Annotated in this window: 16 protein-coding genes; 5 read left to right on the forward strand and 11 right to left on the reverse strand. The window is 64.2% G+C overall.

What is annotated here, in order from left to right:
* The 4 genes from ACVISU_RS23865 to ACVISU_RS23880 form a co-directional block, all read right to left on the reverse strand.
* The gene (locus ACVISU_RS23865; RefSeq protein ID WP_456708504.1) at nt 1-1,035 is read right to left on the reverse strand and encodes an esterase; all 1,035 of its coding nucleotides are present in this window, start codon (nt 1,033-1,035) and stop codon (nt 1-3) included.
* A gap of 24 nt (nt 1,036-1,059) precedes the next feature.
* On the reverse strand, nt 1,060-2,460 hold the full coding sequence (tcuA, locus tag ACVISU_RS23870; protein WP_456708505.1) for an FAD-dependent tricarballylate dehydrogenase TcuA: 1,401 nt from the start codon (nt 2,458-2,460) through the stop codon (nt 1,060-1,062).
* Between the two features lie 130 nt (nt 2,461-2,590).
* Nucleotides 2,591-3,916, reverse strand: a complete 1,326-nt coding sequence (gene tcuC, locus ACVISU_RS23875; protein WP_456708506.1) for a tricarballylate/proton symporter TcuC — start codon at nt 3,914-3,916, stop codon at nt 2,591-2,593.
* 175 nt (nt 3,917-4,091) lie between these two features.
* Nucleotides 4,092-4,991 (reverse strand): transcriptional regulator GcvA, encoded by a 900-nt coding sequence (locus ACVISU_RS23880; protein WP_050403876.1) that lies wholly within the window; start codon nt 4,989-4,991, stop codon nt 4,092-4,094.
* Between the two features lie 118 nt (nt 4,992-5,109).
* On the opposite strand from ACVISU_RS23880, the gene ACVISU_RS23885 reads away from it, so the two are divergent.
* On the forward strand, nt 5,110-5,313 hold the full coding sequence (locus ACVISU_RS23885) for a DUF1127 domain-containing protein (protein WP_050403877.1): 204 nt from the start codon (nt 5,110-5,112) through the stop codon (nt 5,311-5,313).
* Nucleotides 5,314-5,383: 70 nt separating this feature from the next.
* A complete protein-coding gene (locus ACVISU_RS23890; protein ID WP_456708507.1) occupies nt 5,384-6,007 on the forward strand; it encodes an N-acetyltransferase family protein in 624 nt (207 codons plus the stop codon).
* A gap of 191 nt (nt 6,008-6,198) precedes the next feature.
* Here ACVISU_RS23890 and ACVISU_RS23895 read toward each other — a convergent pair whose 3' ends face one another.
* On the reverse strand, nt 6,199-7,029 hold the full coding sequence (locus tag ACVISU_RS23895; protein WP_456708508.1) for an enoyl-CoA hydratase: 831 nt from the start codon (nt 7,027-7,029) through the stop codon (nt 6,199-6,201).
* A gap of 157 nt (nt 7,030-7,186) precedes the next feature.
* Entirely contained in the window at nt 7,187-7,888 is a 702-nt protein-coding gene (locus tag ACVISU_RS23900) for an SDR family NAD(P)-dependent oxidoreductase (protein ID WP_456708509.1), read from the reverse strand.
* A gap of 71 nt (nt 7,889-7,959) precedes the next feature.
* Here ACVISU_RS23900 and ACVISU_RS23905 point away from each other — a divergent pair, with 71 nt between their 5' ends.
* The gene (locus tag ACVISU_RS23905; RefSeq protein ID WP_456708510.1) at nt 7,960-9,741 is read left to right on the forward strand and encodes an acyl-CoA dehydrogenase family protein; all 1,782 of its coding nucleotides are present in this window, start codon (nt 7,960-7,962) and stop codon (nt 9,739-9,741) included.
* Between the two features lie 53 nt (nt 9,742-9,794).
* On the forward strand, nt 9,795-10,883 hold the full coding sequence (locus ACVISU_RS23910) for a Zn-dependent alcohol dehydrogenase (protein WP_176528693.1): 1,089 nt from the start codon (nt 9,795-9,797) through the stop codon (nt 10,881-10,883).
* Nucleotides 10,884-11,024: 141 nt separating this feature from the next.
* Here ACVISU_RS23910 and ACVISU_RS23915 read toward each other — a convergent pair whose 3' ends face one another.
* The 5 genes from ACVISU_RS23915 to mbfA all read right to left on the reverse strand — a co-directional run bounded on the left by ACVISU_RS23915 (nt 11,025) and on the right by mbfA (nt 15,479).
* Nucleotides 11,025-11,378 carry a nuclear transport factor 2 family protein gene (locus ACVISU_RS23915; protein WP_050403883.1) on the reverse strand — a complete coding sequence of 118 codons (354 nt, stop codon included), beginning with the start codon at nt 11,376-11,378 and terminating at the stop codon, nt 11,025-11,027.
* A 128-nt stretch (nt 11,379-11,506) separates the two neighbouring features.
* Nucleotides 11,507-12,979, reverse strand: coding sequence for an amidase (locus ACVISU_RS23920; protein WP_456708511.1), 1,473 nt, complete (start codon nt 12,977-12,979; stop codon nt 11,507-11,509).
* 83 nt (nt 12,980-13,062) lie between these two features.
* Nucleotides 13,063-13,593 (reverse strand): cytochrome b, encoded by a 531-nt coding sequence (locus tag ACVISU_RS23925; RefSeq protein WP_050403885.1) that lies wholly within the window; start codon nt 13,591-13,593, stop codon nt 13,063-13,065.
* Nucleotides 13,594-13,628: 35 nt separating this feature from the next.
* The gene (locus ACVISU_RS23930) at nt 13,629-14,492 is read right to left on the reverse strand and encodes a hypothetical protein (RefSeq protein ID WP_050403886.1); all 864 of its coding nucleotides are present in this window, start codon (nt 14,490-14,492) and stop codon (nt 13,629-13,631) included.
* Between the two features lie 15 nt (nt 14,493-14,507).
* The gene (gene mbfA / locus ACVISU_RS23935; RefSeq protein WP_456708512.1) at nt 14,508-15,479 is read right to left on the reverse strand and encodes an iron exporter MbfA; all 972 of its coding nucleotides are present in this window, start codon (nt 15,477-15,479) and stop codon (nt 14,508-14,510) included.
* 166 nt (nt 15,480-15,645) lie between these two features.
* Here mbfA and ACVISU_RS23940 point away from each other — a divergent pair, with 166 nt between their 5' ends.
* Nucleotides 15,646-16,368 (forward strand): hypothetical protein, encoded by a 723-nt coding sequence (locus tag ACVISU_RS23940; protein ID WP_050403888.1) that lies wholly within the window; start codon nt 15,646-15,648, stop codon nt 16,366-16,368.
* Nucleotides 16,369-16,415 lie beyond the last annotated feature (47 nt).

A 16,415-nucleotide genomic window follows, 5' to 3' on the forward strand; every position in this document is an offset into this window, starting at 1 on the left:
CTATTTCTTGGTGAGCCCTTTGCCTTCCAGCCATGTCTGGATCAGGCCGGCGACCTCGGCGTTGTTCTTGTCCATCATCATCATGTGCGAATTGCCTGTGATGCCGGCCTTGGGCAGGTCGACCACGTCGACGCTGCCGCCGGCGGCGCGGATGGCGTCGGCGAAGGCGCCGCCGGTGGCGCGGATCTTCGGCCAGCGCGAATCCCGCTCGATGTAATCGCCATAAACCATCAGCGTCGGGATGTTCTTCAGGACGTCGACCTTGGCGGGATCGCCGACCCCGGCCGGCTCGATGGCGATCAGCGCCTTGACCTTGTCGGGCCGCGCCTGCGCGACCTTGAAGCCGAACGTGCCGGCCTGGCTGTGGAACAGGATGATGCAGGGGCCGACGCGATCGATCTCGGCAATGTAGGCCGCGATCGTCGCGTCGTCGGTGGTGGTCCAGCGCGGCACGTTCTGCTTGACGAAATTTTCGTAGCCTTCGTTCGGGAACTGGCTGCCCGGGATCAGGCGGCGCTTGGCCGGATCGGGATCGTAGGAGCCGGGGCCGTCGCCGATGCGGAAGCGCTCGAACGGATTGGCAGTCGTGAGGAACACCGGCTCGCCCTTGAAGATATCGGGATATTGCGCCCAGCCGGCGCGGCCGCGCTCGACGGCGTCCGAATTGTAGACGCTCCAGCCCCTGCGCAGGAAGTAGTTCAGCCAGCCCTCGCGTCCGTCCGGCGTCGTCTCATAGGTGACGCCGGTCAGGCCGCCGCCGTGCCACAGCAATAGCGGATAGGCGCCGTTTTCGTTTTGCGGCAGGAAGTACTGCACGTACATCTGCTCGACCTGATAGGTGCCGTTCGGATCGACTTTTGCGGGCACGCCGCCGGGCGTGAAAGTAACTTCTTTCACCGGCTTGCCTGATATCTCGACGAGGCGGCCGCCGACATGAAACGAGCCCATGTCGCGCAGCGCGATCGGCTCGGCGGCGTGGCTGGCGGCCGAGGCCATCAGGATCGCCGCAGCGGCGAACATCGCAACACGTGACATCGCTCCTCCCCGATCGCGCGGCACTCAATTCCGCGCATTCTTCGCCGCTTCCCGGCCGGCGACACGGCCGAACACGCTGCCGATGGTCATGCCGATGCCGGCGGCGTAGCCCTTGCCGAGCACGTTGCCGGCCATGATCTCGCCGGCGGCGAACATGTTGGCGGACGGCTTGCCGTCCTTCATCAGCATTCGCGCCTCTCTGTTCACGCGGGTACCGAGATAGGTGAAGGTGATGCCGGGCCGCACCGGATAGGCGAGGTAGGGCGGCGTGTCGATCTTGCGCGCCCAATGCGTCTTCGGCGGCGTGATGCCTTGGGTAGCACAGTCGTCGAGGTTGGTGTGGTCGAACGTCCCGGGTTGCACCGCGGCGTTGAACTCGGTGATGGTCTTTTCCAGTGCCGCGGCATCGAGCTCGAGCTTGCCGGCAAGCTCGGCGATCGTCGCGCCCGCGATCGGCGGAAACAGCGTCGGCATGAAGCTCGTCACGACGGTCGAGTCGAAAATGATGTACGCGATCTGGTCCGGCTGCGCGGCGACCAGGCGGCCCCAGATCGCATAGCGCTTCGGCCAGATGTCCTCGCCTTCGTCGTAGAAGCGCTCGGCATGCCTGTTGACGACGATGCCGAACACCACCGAGTCGTGCCGAGTGATGATGCCGCCGTCGAATTTCGGCGCACGGGCATCGATCGCGACCGCGTGGCACTGCGTGGGATCGCCGATCTCCTGCACGCCCTTGGCGAGCAGCATCTTCAGGATCGTGCCGCGGTTATAGGGTGTGCCGCGGATCAGGAAATTGTCGGCGGCCTCGCCCCAATATTGCTTCAGCCATTCGATGTTGGCCTCGAAGCCGCCGGCCGCCGCGACCAGCGTCGAGGCGCGCACCTCGGTCTTGCCGCCGACCGGCTGCTTCAGCTGCGCTGACAGGAACATGCCGTCCTCGATCACGAGGTCGATCACCTCGGCATCGTAGAGGATGTCGACGCCGAGCTCCTCGGCGGTGCGATACAGCGCGTTCAGCATCGCGCGGCCGCCGCCGAGGAAGAACGAGTTGGTACGGCCAAGGCTCAGCGTGCCGCCGAGCGAGGGCTGCCAGCGCACGCCTTGTTCGACGATCCAGTTCAGGATGTCCTTGGACTCGTGGATCATGAAGCGCGCCAGTTCCTCGTCGGTCTGGCCGCCGGTCACCAGCAGCAAATCCTTCCAGAACTCCTCCTCGGTGTAGGGACCGGTGAGGATCTCGGTCGCCGCGTCATGAGCGCAGCGCATGTTGCGGGTGTGGCGGGTGTTGCCGCCACGGTAGAACTTCGGGGCCCCCTCCAGCACCAGCACGGAGGCGCCGGCGCGCCGCGCGCTGATCGCAGCACAGAGGGCGGCGTTGCCGCCGCCGATCACCAGCACGTCGAACCTGCGTGTCAGATCAACCATGCGCTCTTGTTATCGTTGTCGGCATGGAAAGCAACAGGGGCAAGCGAATGAGCATGATCCGGAAAAGTGTGTAGCGGTTTTCCGAAAGATCATGCTCAAATAAGGAGTCTGCCCCGAATGCATATGCCAATCACGCGGTGACCGTCTCGCGCTGCTCGATGGTCTGGCCGCCGCGATAGACGATCAGCGCGGCGATGATGCCGAGCGCCGCGCCGAACATCAGCCAGTAGGCCGGGGAGGCCTTGTCCCCACCGGTCATGCTGATCAGCTTGGTTGCGACAAAGGGCGTCGAGGTGCCGAAGATGCCGGCCGCCAGCGCGAACGCGATCGAGAAGCAGGTGGTGCGGACATGCGCCGGCACGATCTCGACTAGACAACCCAGCATCGTGCCGCTGTAGACGCCAAAGTAGAACGAGAACATCATTTGCACCGCGAGCAGCTTCCCGAGCGTGGGCTCATGCGCGAGCCACGACAGGGCCGGATAGGCGGTCACGAACGACAGGCTCGCGATCGCGATCAGCACCGGCTTGCGGCCGATCCGGTCGGACAGTGCGCCGCCGACCGGATTCCAGATGAAATTCGTCACCGCGACGAGCAGGGTCACCAGCAGCGTCCCGGACGCCGAAAGGTGCAACTCCTTGCCGAAGCCGGGCGCATACACGGTGATGAAATAGAACGTCGTGGTGGTCAGCACCGCGATCATCATGCCGAGGATGACGATGCGCCAGTTCTCGATTGCCGAGGCGAACACTTCGCTCGGCGTCGGATGCTTCTTCATGGCCAGGAAGGCCGGCGTTTCCTCGAGCGAACGCCGCAACATGAAAATGACGGGAATGATGATGCAGCCGACGAAGAACGGGATGCGCCACTTGGCGACGCCGCCGATCGCATCGAGGAAAGTGTCGCCGGGCATCACTTCGCGCAACAGATAGCCGATGATCGCCGCAACGAAGATCGCAACCTGCTGGCTGGACGATTGGAACGAGGTGTAGAAGCCGCGGTTGCCGGGTGTTGCGATCTCGGAGAGGTAGACGGACACGCCGCCCAGCTCGACGCCGGCCGAAAAACCCTGGATCAGGCGGCCAATCAGGACGATGATCGGCGCTGCAATGCCGATTGCCGCATAACCCGGGCAGAACGCGATCACGACGGTGCCCAGCGCCATCAGCGCCAGCGTCACGATCAGGCCTTGGCGGCGGCCGATGCGGTCGATGTAGGAGCCGAGCACGATCGCGCCCACGGGGCGCATCAGCGCGCCGAGCCAGAACACGCCATAGGCGTTGAGAAGGGCCGCCGTCTCGTTCTGAGCAGGAAAGAACGCCTTCGCGATGTCTTGCGCATAGAAGCCGAACAGGAAGAAGTCGAATTGTTCGAGGAAATTGCCACTGGTCGCGCGCAGGATGGCGCCGAGACGCGACTTGATTTGCGGCACTTGTGATGAACTCGACTGCGACATAACGCCCTTTCCTCCCCGTGACCAAACGGCCGGCGCAAATTGTTTCGCCAGCCAAGGCAGTTACCTGCCATATGCGGCAATCTGGCACGGCTGTCCGGCGCGACCAACCCGAAATCGCGCCGCCGCTATCGGAAAAAAGCCGTAGGGGGGAATCGCTGTTGCGGCGTGCGCCGCATCAAGGCGCGGTATGCGCGGTGGCGCCGAGCCAGGAGCGGAATGCGGAGAGCTTCGGTGAATCGGCGCGTCCCTGCGGCGTGACCAGATAGAAGCCGGCGTCGGCGGGCAGCGCGATCTTGAAGGGAACCACGAGGCGGCCCTTGGCGATGTCGTCCTGCACGTAGGAGGTGCGGCCCATCGCGATGCCGATGCCGTCGATCGCAGCCTGGATCGTTACGAACAGCAGGTCGAAGGTCACCCCCGGCTGCTTGGAGATGTCGGTCGGCAATCCGGCCGCGGTCAGCCACAGCCGCCAGTCGTCGCTGTTGGCATTGCTGGTGTGCAGCAGCACGTGGTCCCTAAGGTCTTCGGGGCATTTGAGCGGCCTGGTTCCATCCAGCAGCGACGGACTGCACACCGGAAACAGCTCGTCCGCCATCAGCCAGTCCGCGCGCAGGCCCGGCCATTGGCCGCGGCCATAGCGGATCGCCGCATCGACCTTGTCGCGCTGAAAGTCGACCAGGCTGGTCGAGGTGGTGATGCGGACGTCGATGCCGGAATGCGTTTCCTGGAATGCCGACAGCCGCGGCAGCAGCCATTTGGCGGCGAGCGATGCCAGCGTCGAGACGGTCAACACGTGATCGTCGTCCCGGCGCAGCAGGCGGTCGGTCGCAAGCCTGAGGTCGTTGAAGGCGGCGCGGACGCCCGGAAGGTATTCGGCGGCCTCCGGCGTCAGGCTCAACGAGCGGTTCTGGCGGACGAACAGACGAACGCCGAGCTCTTCCTCGAGGCGCCGGATCTGATGGCTGATCGCGGTCTGCGTCACGTTCAGTTCGGACGCCGCGACCGTGAAGCTCATGTGCCGCGCGGCGGCCTCGAACGCTCTCAGGCCGTTCAACGACGGCAGGCGGCTGGTCATCTCAGGACGGTCTCCCAATACATGACTTTATTTCATGCGAAGCGGTACAAAGTGTCGTTTGTGAACAGACCGAATAGCCCCGATATTACCGCCAACAGGTTACCGAGAGGAGCCGCAAATGTCTATTTTCACCAATGAATCGATGACAAATCATCATACGCCGGGCCTGTTGGATCAGGTCGGTGAGACCCTGCATGTCTGGTGGGATCGCTATGAGCGCCGCCGCGAGTTGTCGCAGTGGACCGAGCGCGACCTGCACGACATCGGCATGTCCCGCAGCGACATCGTTTTCGAGACCGACAAGCCGTTCTGGCGGGCCTGATGGGCCGCCATCGCCGGCGCCGCCTCGATCGAGGGGCGCCGGCCAATTCTTCACCCCCGAGGAGCGTGTCATGACTGCGCTGCATCTCGACGATCTCAAGCAATACTCTGATGTGCTGCGCGCCAAGGACGGCAGCGAGGTCAAGGTGCGCTTCGTCGAGCCGCGCGACCGCGAAGAGCTGCAGGCTTACATCCGCTCGCTCTCCGCCGGGTCGCGTTACAATCGCTTTCTGGGTGCACTCAGCGAGCTGCCGAAGATGGAGCTCGAGCGTTTTATTCACGTCGGCGAGGCTGACCGGTTCACGGTGGTCGCGACGATGCCGGTCGATGGTTTTGAGACCATCGTCGGCGAAGCCCGCTACGCCTTCCATGCCGATACGTCGAGCGTCGAGTTCGGCCTGTCGATCGATGACCGGTGGCAGGGCCACGGCATTGGCAAGGCGCTGTTGAAGAACCTCGAATGCCGCGCGGCGTCTTTCGGAGCCGAGCGCATCTTCGGCGACACGCTGCGCTCCAATACGGCGATGATCGGCCTCGCCCGCAAGTCCGATTACGCCTTTACCCAAAGCCCCGGCGACTGGAAGCTGGTGCGCTTTGCGAAGGAGATCCACGTCGAACCGCAAGACATTCCCTGTGCCAGCTGGCGGCTCGCCGCCACTTCCCGCTCGGCCGTGATGTCCTCGCTTGCGGTTTGACTGACTAGGCCCGGTTCTGGCCCCTCCAGAACCGGGCCCTTTTCTCTAACCTCCCTTTGAAAAGGGGAGGTCGCTTTGCTCGCTAGAGCAAAGCGGGGTGGGGATCAACTCTCTCCCCGAGCAGCGGTACTTGTGGCTGACCCCCATCCCGACCTTCCCCCTTGCAGGGGGAAGGAGAAGAGGCTGCGCGCCTAGTTGCCCCGAAACACCGGCTTGCGCTTCTCGATGAAGGCCTGCACGGCCTCCTTGTGATCGGCCGTTGTGGTCAGGCGGATCAGCCGCTCGGCCTCGTGGTCGCGGGCGGTGGCGAAGTCGAATTGCAGCGCCTCGTCGAGATTGTCCTTCATGTAACGCAACGCGAGCGTCGGACCTTCGGCGATCGATTTCGCCAGCGCAAACGCTTCGTCCTGCAGCGTCTCGTCCGGCACCACGCGGTTGACGAGACCGATCTGCTCGCATCTTGCGGCATCGACCTTCTCGGAGGTGAACATCAATTCGCGGGCGCGCGAGGTGCCGACCAGGCGTGTCAACAGCCAGGCCATGCCGTAGTCGCCGCTCAGCGCCACGCGCAGATAGCCGGTCGAGATGAAGGCGGATTGCGCCGCGATTCGGATGTCGCAGGCCATCGCGATCGCAAGGCCCGCGCCCACCGCGGGGCCGGGCAGCGCGGCAATGGTCGGCTTGCGCACCGAGGCGAGCGCGCCGGTCAAGAGGCGCTGGCGCTCCTGCAGGTCCGCGACCTTGTCCTCATAGGACATTTCGAGCTTCTTCGGATCGCGATTGGCGCCCATGCCCTTGACGTTGCCGCCGGCGCAGAACGCCTTGCCGGCGCCGGTGACGAGCAGCACGCCGACCTCGGGGTTCTCGCCGCAGCTCCGGATCATCGTGCGCAGCGCCGGCGTTAGCGTGTCCGACAGCGAGTTGCGGGCATCCGGGCGGTTCAGCGTGATGACGGCGACGCGGTCGCGGATCACGCAGAGCAGTTCGTCGGTGCCGGTCTCGATCTTGATTTCAGCGGTCATGTTTCCTTCCCCTATTTATCTGTCATTGCGAGGAGCGAAGCGACGAAGCAATCCATCTTTCCCCGAGACGAGGCATGGATTGCTTCGCTCCGCTCGCAATGACGGAGTTGGCTGCGGCTCGCGTGCAGCCTACGCCTTATAAATGATTTCCGTCATCTCAAAACTTCTCAACCCAGGGCCGCAATTCCAGCTCCCAGGTCCAGGCGCTGCGCGGCTGCTGCAGCACGTTCCAGTAGCTCAAGGCAATCGCGTCGGGATCGAGCATCGAATCCGGGCGGTCGGCGGGCTCGATGCGCGCGGCGCTGCGGATGCCGCCGTCGATCACGAAATGCGCGACATGGATGCCCTGCGGGGACAATTCGCGCGCCATGCTCTGCGCCAGCCCGCGCAACGCGAACTTGCCCATCGCGAACGGTGCCGATTGCGTATAGCCCTTGACGCTGGCCGAGGCGCCGGTGAACAGGATTGCGCCCGTCTTGTTGGGCAGCATGCGCTTCGCCGCCTCCTGCGCCACCAGGAAACCGCCGAACGCCGAGATCGCGATCGCCTGCTCGACCTCGGCGGGCACGAGTTCAACGAAGGGACCGCGGCTGCGGCCGGAGGCGTTGTAGACCACGAGATCAGGTGTTCCGATCTCGCGTTCGACCAGGCCGAACAGACGCTCGACATCCTCGGCCTTGGTGGCGTCGCAGGCATAGGCGCGCGCGCCGGTCTCGTTGCAGAGCGCGCCGAGCTTCTCGATGCTGCGCGCGCCCAAGGCCACACGAATTCCCTCTCGCGAAAATAGCCGCGTCAGCGAGGCGCTGAGGCCCTCGCCGGCGCCGACGATCAGGGCGATCTTGTACTTCGGAATATCCATTGGGCTTTCCTTTGCTCGGCCGGAGGAGGATAGTCGTGCCCAAACAAATGAGCACCGTAGCCGGGAATTCAATGCAGCCGCACAAGCAGGATCCGAAAACGTCGTCCGCCAGCCAGCCGGGCCTGTTGGCGCCCGATACGACGGGAATGAACTTCTACCGGGCCGATCCGGCGCTGACCGATCTTCTCAAACTGCATCTGCCCGAGGCGCTGTTCCGCCACATCGAGCCACATCTCGACCGGCTCGGCGGCCTGGCCGGCGGCTATCTCGATGAATGCGCGCGGCTCGCCGACCGGCATACGCCGGTGCTGCACCAGCGCGACAAGTTCGGCCGCGACGTGCAGACAATCGAATATCATCCGGCCTACCGTGAGATCGAGAAGGCCGCGTTCGGCGAGTTCGGCATCCATGCGCTCTCGCTTCGCAAGGGCATCATGGGCTGGCCAGACAAATATCCGGTGGTGGCCAAGCACGCCTTCACCTTCCTGTTCAACCAGACCGAATTCGGCATGGGCTGCCCGATCAACGTCACCGACGGCTGCGCCAAGCTGCTGGCGAATTTCGGCAGTGAGACTCTGAAGGCGAAATATCTCGACGGCCTGACTCAGACCGACATGAGCAAGCTGACCCAGGGCGGGCAGTTCATGACCGAGAAGGAGGGCGGCTCCGACGTCGGCACGCTGACCACGCGCGCCGTGCAGGAAGGCGACCACTGGCGGCTCTATGGCGAGAAATGGTTCTGCTCCAACGCCGATGCCAAGGTGGTGATGTTGTTGGCGCGGCCTGAGGGCGCGGGGCCCGGCACAAAAGGCGTCGGCCTGTTCTTGATGCCGCGCTTCCTCGACGACGGGTCGCAGAACCATTATCGGATCGTGCGTCTGAAGGACAAGCTCGGCACCCGTTCGATGGCCTCAGGCGAGATCAAGTTCGATGGTGCGATTGCCTACGCCGTCGGCAAGCTCGACCGCGGCTTCGTGCAGATGGCCGAAATGGTGAACTCGTCGCGTCTGTCCAACGGCGTGAAGTCGACCGCGCTGATGCGCCGCGCCTGGCACGATGCCATTACCGTGGCGCGGGGCCGCGTGGTGTTCGGTCAGCGGATCATCGACCTGCCGCTGGCGCGGCGTCAGCTGATGAAGATCATGCTGCCGACCGAGCAGGCGCTGTCGATGAGTTTTTTGACTGCCGACGCGCTCGATCGGGCCGAGGCCGGCAGCCAGGATGCCGCGGCGCTGCTGCGCATCCTGACGCCGACCCTGAAATTCCGCGCCACCCGCGACGCCCGCAAGGTCTGCGGCGACGCGATGGAGATGCGCGGCGGCATCGGCTACATCGAGGAATTCGTCACGCCGCGGCTGCTGCGCGATGCGCATCTCGGCTCGATCTGGGAAGGCACCGGCAACATCGTCGCGATCGATGCGCTGAAGCGTGCGGTCGGGCGCCATGGCGCCGACAACGCGCTCGCCGCCGATCTGCATGCGCGGCTCGATGACAGCCCGAACGTGCCCGAGGCCTGGCGCAACCGGCTGCGCGATCTCAGCGATCGTGCGATCACCTTTGCGCGCGAAGTCGCGAGCCGGATCGACAACGAGGGCGATGCGCGGCGCGCCACCAGCCTGCTCTATCACGTCGCAAGCGCGGTGGCGCTGGCGTGGGAGGGCGGACGCATCCACGAGATGCGCGGCGATGCGCGCCGGCTGCTGCTGTCGCGGATGGTGATCGATCACCGCGTGATGCCCGGCGATCCGTTCCGGCTTGCGGAAAATACCGTTCAGCGCAGGATGACCGAGCACCTGCTCGGCGATCGCGCGGTCGGCATGGCCGAGGTTGGCGAACTGCTCGTCGCAGCGTAGTCTGCCGCGCGAGCGCACTTTTCAAACAAACAAGAACACAGAGGGAGATCCCGATGAAGGCCGCCGTCCTGCACGAAGTCAATCAGCCGCTGGTGATCGAAGACGTCAGCGTGCCCAATCCGGGGCCGCGCGAGGTCCTGATCCGCACCGCGGTCGCGGGGCTCTGTCACTCCGACCTGCATTTCATGGAAGGCCTCTATCCGCATCCGCTGCCGGCGGTGCTCGGCCATGAATCGGCCGGCGTGGTCGAGAAGGTTGGCTCCGACGTCAACTACGTGAAGCCGGGCGATCACGTCGTCACCTGCCTGTCGGTGTTCTGCGGCACCTGCGACAATTGCACCACCGGCCGCACCGTGCTGTGCACCGACACCACGGTGAAGATGCTGCCCGGCGCGTCCAACCGCCTGTCCTGGGGTCGGAAGGAGAAGCTCAACCAGTTCCTCAATCTGTCTTCCTTTGCCGAGCAGATGCTGGTGCACGAGAACGCGATCGTGAAGATCAAGAAGGAAATGCCGCTCGATCTCGCCGCGCTGATCGGCTGCGGCGTCATCACCGGCTACGGCGCCGTGGTGAACACCGCGAAGGTGACCGCCGGCGAGACCGTGGCTGTGATCGGCTGCGGTGGCGTCGGCATGGCCGCGATTAACGGCGCGCAGATCGCCGGCGCCGGCCGCATCATCGCGATCGACACCAATCCGGCGAAGCTGCAGCTTGCGACCAAGCTTGGGGCCACCGACATCGTCGATCCCGCGCGCGGCGACGTCGTGCAGCAGGTGCGCGAGCTCACCGGCGGCGGTGTGCAGCACTCTTTCGAGGTGCTCGGCCGCAAGGAGACCGCCGAGCAGGCCTTCGCCATGCTGGCGGCGGGCGGCACCGCGACCATCGTCGGGATGATTCCGTTCGGCCAGAAGATCGAGCTGCACGGCTTCGACTTCCTGCGCGAGCGCCGCATTCAGGGTTCGTCGATGGGGTCGAACCATTTCCGTGTCGACATGCCGCGCCTCGTCGATTTCTACATGCGCGGCAAGCTGCATCTCGAGGACTGGATCTCGGCCAAGCTGAAGCTCTCCGAGATCAACGAGGGTTTTGCCAACATGAAGGCCGGCAAGACCCTGCGCAGCGTGATCATGTTCGACAGCTAACCCTGGTGGTCGTCGCCCGGCTTGACCGGGCGACCCAAGTATTGCAGAGGCGGTTGGGCTTGAGCCGAGCAACCGCGGCGTACTGGATGCCCCGCTTGAAGCGGGGCATGACAGCGGAGGGTGACGCTGCGAACGTTGCCCTTACCGCGCGACGTGCGCCGACACTGCGAGCCATGTTCCGTTCTGCCTTGCCCAGCAATCGGTGTAGCGGCCGTGCGCGGGCTGGCCGTCGGCGTTGGTGTAGCTGGTCTTCGCGTGGATGATGGCGAAGTCGCCGAGAATGCGGATCTTGACGTCCTCGGCCTTCAATCCCTTGATCTTCACGGGAATTGCCGTCTGCTTCAGGAAGGCGGCGCGGTCGACCAGGCTCTTGTCGGGATTGGTGCAGTAGAAATCCTCAGCCAGGATTTCGTCGAAGCGCTTGACGTCGCAGTTCTGGACCGAGTCGACGTAGTCCTTGTTGAGCTTTGTCAGCTCGTCGAGGTCGTTGCTCATTGGTTTCCTCCGGTCTCTCACTTCGTCATTGCGAGGAGCGAAGCGACGAAGCAATCCATCGTTCCGCGCACGTTGCCATATGGATTGCTTCGCTTCGCTCGCAATGACGGCTTCTACAGTTGTCGCACTCAATCGTCGAACATCTTCGGCGGCACGAAGCCGCCGAATTCGTGCTCGATCAACTCAGCGAGTTTCAGCGGCGTGCGGTCTTCCAGCATGGGACCGACGATCTGCACGCCGATCGGCAATCCGTCGGGCGCAAAGCCGGTCGGGATCGCGGTCGAGGGCAGGCCGGGCAGCGTTGCGATGCCGGGCCAGGCGAGCTGGTCGGTGTAGACGTGCGGCTCACCGTCGATCAGGATTTTGCGCTGCTCCTGGTCCGGCGAATGATCGTGCGGATAGGCCGGCGTCGGCATGATCGGGCAGATCACCGCGTCGAACGATTTGAACAGCTCGCGCCATTGCGCGCGCAGCCGTGCGCGGCCGCCATCGGCGATCACCCAGTCGCGATGGCTGAGCGCGATCCCTCGGAGCCGTTCGGCTTGCAGGCTGGTGTCGCCGGCCGGCAGCGCGGCGGCTGCCGCGCAGGCGCCGGCATAGACCTCCGGCGGGAAGGTCGCCGCGAGGAACGACAGCAGGATCCGCATGTAAAGCCGCGAGGACGCGGCGAAGTCCGGCAACAACGGGCTCGAGCGCGACACCTTCGCGCCTGATTTGTCGAGATTGCTGGCGAGCTTGTCGATGCTTCCGCGGATCACCTTGTCGGTCGGCATCACCGGATCACTGTCGATCACGAGGATGCGAAAATCCTTCAAGGCGGTGTGGCGCGCCGCCGGCAGGTCCAGCCGGTAGGCTTTGCCGGCTTCGAGCGGATCGGGGCCGGCCATCACGTCGAGCAGCAGCGACAGGTCGGAGGCACCGCGCGCCATCGGACCGATCACAGACAGATCGCGATCGAACGGCAGCGGCGGCAGCGGCGGCGGGGTGTGGCCGCGCGACGGCAGCAGCGCAAAGGTCGGCTTGTGCGCATAGATGCCGCAGTGGAATCCCGGCACGCGCAGCGAGCCGCCGATGTCGGAGCCGAGCGACAATGCGCCGTAGCCCGCGGCGAGCGCCGCCGACGATCCGCCGGACGAGCCGCCCGGCGTGCGGCCGAGGTCGTAGGGGTTGTTGGTGGTGCCGTAGATCTCGTTATAGCTCTGCCAGTCGGCGAGACCGACCGGCACGTTGGTCTTGCCGAGGATGACGCCGCCGGCGTCCTTCACCCGTTGGATCGAGAGCGCGTCCTCAGTCGGCACAAAATCCTTGTGCGGCGGGAAGCCCCAGGTGGTCGGCAATCCCGCGACGTTGAAGGATTCCTTCACCGTCATGGGAATGCCGAGCAGCGGCTTGTGCTCGCCGCGTGCGATCGCGGCATCTGCAGCACGGGCCGCAGCGAGGCCGCGCTCGAAGTCGCGCACGCAGACCGCGTTGATCTTGCCGTCGTGACGCTCGATGCGGCCGATCGCGTCTTCGGCGAGCTCGACGGCGGAGACCTGCTTATCGCGCAGGGCTCCCGACAGTTCGACGGCGGTCTTGAAACTGTATTGCGATTTGGCCACGGCGTGCTCCCTGATTTTGGCGGCGATCATGCGCAGAATGGAGCGGGCGGGCAAGAGTGGCTTGATCGCAATTGCGCTGAGGATCAGCTCGGAAGCATGCGCTGCATGATACGGTCGCGGTAGATCAGCAGGTGCACTAGCGCGGTCGCCACATGGATTCCGATCAGCACCAGCAACGACCATTCCGCGGCCTGATGCAGGCCATCGATCGCCTTGCCTGCCGCGGCATTGTCGGAAGCCAGCATGGGCAGCGGCACCATGTAGAAGAAGGACACGGCCCAGCCGCGAAACGATGCAAACAGCCAGCCGCTGACCGTCGTCGCCAGCACGAGCACATAGAGCATCCAGTGCACGGCTTCCGAACTCAGCCGTTGCCACGCCGGGAGCGAGCTCTCCGGCGCAACCGGGTGCGTCAATCGCCAGACGAATCTCACCACAATCAAAGCTAGGATGACGATGCCGAACGAAATGTGAAACGTCATGGCGGCACCCGGCGCCTGGCCGCGGTGAATGTCCGGCATCAGCCACCCGACCGGGTATTGCACGGCCAGCAGGGCGACGATTGCCCAATGCAGCCCCTTGGCGGTGCTGCCATAGCGCAGACGGTCGGTCATGGACTTTCAACCCGGATTGAGGTCATCGGTTCTAGCTAGAAGGGTGTGCCACGTGCGGACAAATGCGCCAACGGATTGATACCGCCGTTCGCGCTTGCCCGCTCCGATGCGGTTCCCTTGGCGCCCGATACCGGGAAGGCATATCCGATGATGGTCTTGACGACCAGCCGGTCGGACCCCGGCGTGAGGCCATAGCCGACACCGAAATTGACATCGAACTCGCCGAGCTTGAAGTCGGTCACCGCGAACAGCGTATGCTGCTGCTCGGCGAGCGGGCTGAAGGCGCCGATCTTGCCGAAATCGGCGTAGTATTCCAGGCCGACATACAGATCGTCCTTCAGTCTGCGCGCCACGCGCGCCGCGGGCGCGAAATCCGCTTCGCCATATCTGCCGAAGCCGATATCGACGATCGGATTGACGATGAACTCATAGTCCGCGTTACGCACGCCGATGATCGGGCGGATCTCCATGCCGAATCGGGTCTGCGCGAATTTCGGCGTTTCGTAACTGAACTCGAAATTGATGCCATAGAACAGATTGCGTTTGTCGGCGTTCGGCGACACGAACAGCGTGCGCAGCTTGAAGCCGTCGGACAGAAATTGCCGGTCCTGCACTGCAAACGGCAGATACAGCCCGAGTTCCCACCAGTCCGTCATGCCATAAGCGAATTCCGGCGTGCCGTTGAGGCTGTGATTGGAAGGGAAGCCACCGGGGAAGGGCGGCTCCTTCTGACCGATGCCGACGTAGTTGAGGTGTTGCTGGATGGTGAGCTGACCCACCTCCGCGATGCCGGCATTGTAGACCTGGATCTCGTCGGTCGCCTGCGCACGTCCGGCCCACCCGAGCACCGGCAGCGCTGCAAGAAGTGCTATGTTGGCAAGCTGGCGCGGCTGTCGCATCTTTGCCTCGATCCGTTAAGCCGCGCCGATCAATATGCCGACCGCGAGCACGATCGCGCCGCCGAGCACGATCTGGAACACGGCCTGCAGGAACGGCGTGTCCATGTAGCGCGCGCGGATGAAGGCGATCGCCCACAACTCGAAGAACACCACGATTCCGGCGATCGCCGTCGCGATCCAGAATGCGTTCGGCCAGGCGTCGGGCACCAGATAGGGAATGGTATGGCCGAGGCCGCCGAGCGTCGTCATCAGTCCGCAAGTCGTGCCGCGCAGCCAGGGCGAGCCGCGGCCGGTCAGCGAGCCGTCGTCGGACAGCGCTTCCGCAAAGCCCATGCTGATGCCGGCGCCGATCGAGGCGGCGAGGCCGACCAGAAACGTCTGCCAGTTGTGATGGGTGGCGAAGGCGGCGGCGAACAGCGGCGCCAGGGTCGAGACCGAGCCGTCCATCAGTCCGGCGAGGCCCGGCTGCACATATTGCAGCACGAACATCCGCCGCCGCGTGCGGTCTTCCTCCGCGCGCACATCGGGCTTGAGGATATCACCGGTGAGCTTGACCGCGAGTTTTTCGTGGCCCTTCTCCTCCTCGGCGAGATCGCCGAGCAGCCGGCGCACGCCGGTATCCTCGGCCTTCTCGGCGGCCTTGGCATAGAAGCGCTCAGCCTCCAGCTCCATGGTCTCGACTTCCTTGCGAATGGTGTCGAGCGGCAGGTTCTTGGTCAGCCAGATCGGGCGGCGGCGCAGAAAGCCTTTGACGTCCTCGCGCCGGATCGGCGGCAGATGCGGGCCGAAGCGCTGCTCATAGGTTTCGAGCAGCCGGTGGCGATGGCCGCGCTCTTCCTCCGCCATCTCCTCGAAGATCTTTGCGGTATCGGGATAGCGGCCGGCGAGATCCTCCGCGAAGGACATGTAAATGCGACTGTCCTCCTCCTCGGAGGCAATCGCGACTGCCAGCACCTCGCGCTCGGTCAAATCGGCGAAATTCTTCACGGCGACGCTTTCTTCACCCGAATTTAGAATTAGAATAATTCTAATATTATTCCGTCAGCCCGAGGTCAATCCTGGCCGGCAGCTCCTCTGCCAGTTCGTGATCACGATCAGCGGAACCAGGCTGTGCTACGTCCGTTCGAGTTCCTGCTGTTCACGAGAGGATGCCATGGACACCGTCAAATACCGCCTGAACGACGCGCGACTGGCGCCGCGGCGGACGAAACTCGAGATTCCGGGCTGGGCCGGCAACCGTGAGCCGCGCACCGACGGCTCGCGCGAGCAGGTCTGGCATTGCGTGCCGTTCTCGGAAGGCGCGCAATATGGGATCGAGCTGTTCTATCCCTATGATTTCGAGCTGCACGTCACCACGAAGGACGGAAGGTTACAACTCGACGCCAATTGGGGTGAGCCGCCGGACAGCGGCGTGCAGTGGCCGCCGTTCCGGAATTTCGGCGACGTGTTCTACACCTACCAGATATTGCTCGATCTCAAGGTCGAGAAGGGCATGGCGATCCGTACCGAACCGCATCCGCGCTTCTACACCGATCGCACCGACACCGTTCCGATCGCCGTTCCGGCGCTCGTGCGCAATTGGTGGCCGATGATGTTCTTCACAGTGTTCAAGGCGCCGGCGGAAGGGCGGACCCACATTTTCCGGCCGAACGAACCATTCGCCCAGATCATCGTGATTCCCGAGGAAGCGAACTTTCAGCTCGAGCAGATGGGCGAGGAGGAGGCCGCCGAACGCGAATTGCAGGCGCGCCGCATCTACAACAATCGGCCCAAACTGGCCGCCGGAACGGAATGGACGTCGTCATCGGACACGGTGTTCGACGGCACGTATCGCCATCTGCACCGCGCCGCGAAGGAGAAGGCGCGTCAGGACTAAAACGGCGCCGCATCATGGTCGAAAAATACAACGGGACCCGTGGGCCC

This window comes from Bradyrhizobium sp. USDA 4452 (genome assembly GCF_054063575.1).

Coding starts and splice junctions, on each gene's coding strand:
- ACVISU_RS23865 (WP_456708504.1), bottom strand. CDS start 1,035: ATGTCACGTGTTGCGATGTTCGCCGCTGCGGCGATCCTGATGGCCTCG.
- tcuA (WP_456708505.1), bottom strand. CDS start 2,460: ATGGTTGATCTGACACGCAGGTTCGACGTGCTGGTGATCGGCGGCGGC.
- tcuC (WP_456708506.1), bottom strand. CDS start 3,916: ATGTCGCAGTCGAGTTCATCACAAGTGCCGCAAATCAAGTCGCGTCTC.
- ACVISU_RS23880 (WP_050403876.1), bottom strand. CDS start 4,991: ATGACCAGCCGCCTGCCGTCGTTGAACGGCCTGAGAGCGTTCGAGGCC.
- ACVISU_RS23885 (WP_050403877.1), top strand. CDS start 5,110: ATGTCTATTTTCACCAATGAATCGATGACAAATCATCATACGCCGGGC.
- ACVISU_RS23890 (WP_456708507.1), top strand. CDS start 5,384: ATGACTGCGCTGCATCTCGACGATCTCAAGCAATACTCTGATGTGCTG.
- ACVISU_RS23895 (WP_456708508.1), bottom strand. CDS start 7,029: ATGACCGCTGAAATCAAGATCGAGACCGGCACCGACGAACTGCTCTGC.
- ACVISU_RS23900 (WP_456708509.1), bottom strand. CDS start 7,888: ATGGATATTCCGAAGTACAAGATCGCCCTGATCGTCGGCGCCGGCGAG.
- ACVISU_RS23905 (WP_456708510.1), top strand. CDS start 7,960: ATGCAGCCGCACAAGCAGGATCCGAAAACGTCGTCCGCCAGCCAGCCG.
- ACVISU_RS23910 (WP_176528693.1), top strand. CDS start 9,795: ATGAAGGCCGCCGTCCTGCACGAAGTCAATCAGCCGCTGGTGATCGAA.
- ACVISU_RS23915 (WP_050403883.1), bottom strand. CDS start 11,378: ATGAGCAACGACCTCGACGAGCTGACAAAGCTCAACAAGGACTACGTC.
- ACVISU_RS23925 (WP_050403885.1), bottom strand. CDS start 13,593: ATGACCGACCGTCTGCGCTATGGCAGCACCGCCAAGGGGCTGCATTGG.
- ACVISU_RS23930 (WP_050403886.1), bottom strand. CDS start 14,492: ATGCGACAGCCGCGCCAGCTTGCCAACATAGCACTTCTTGCAGCGCTG.
- ACVISU_RS23940 (WP_050403888.1), top strand. CDS start 15,646: ATGGACACCGTCAAATACCGCCTGAACGACGCGCGACTGGCGCCGCGG.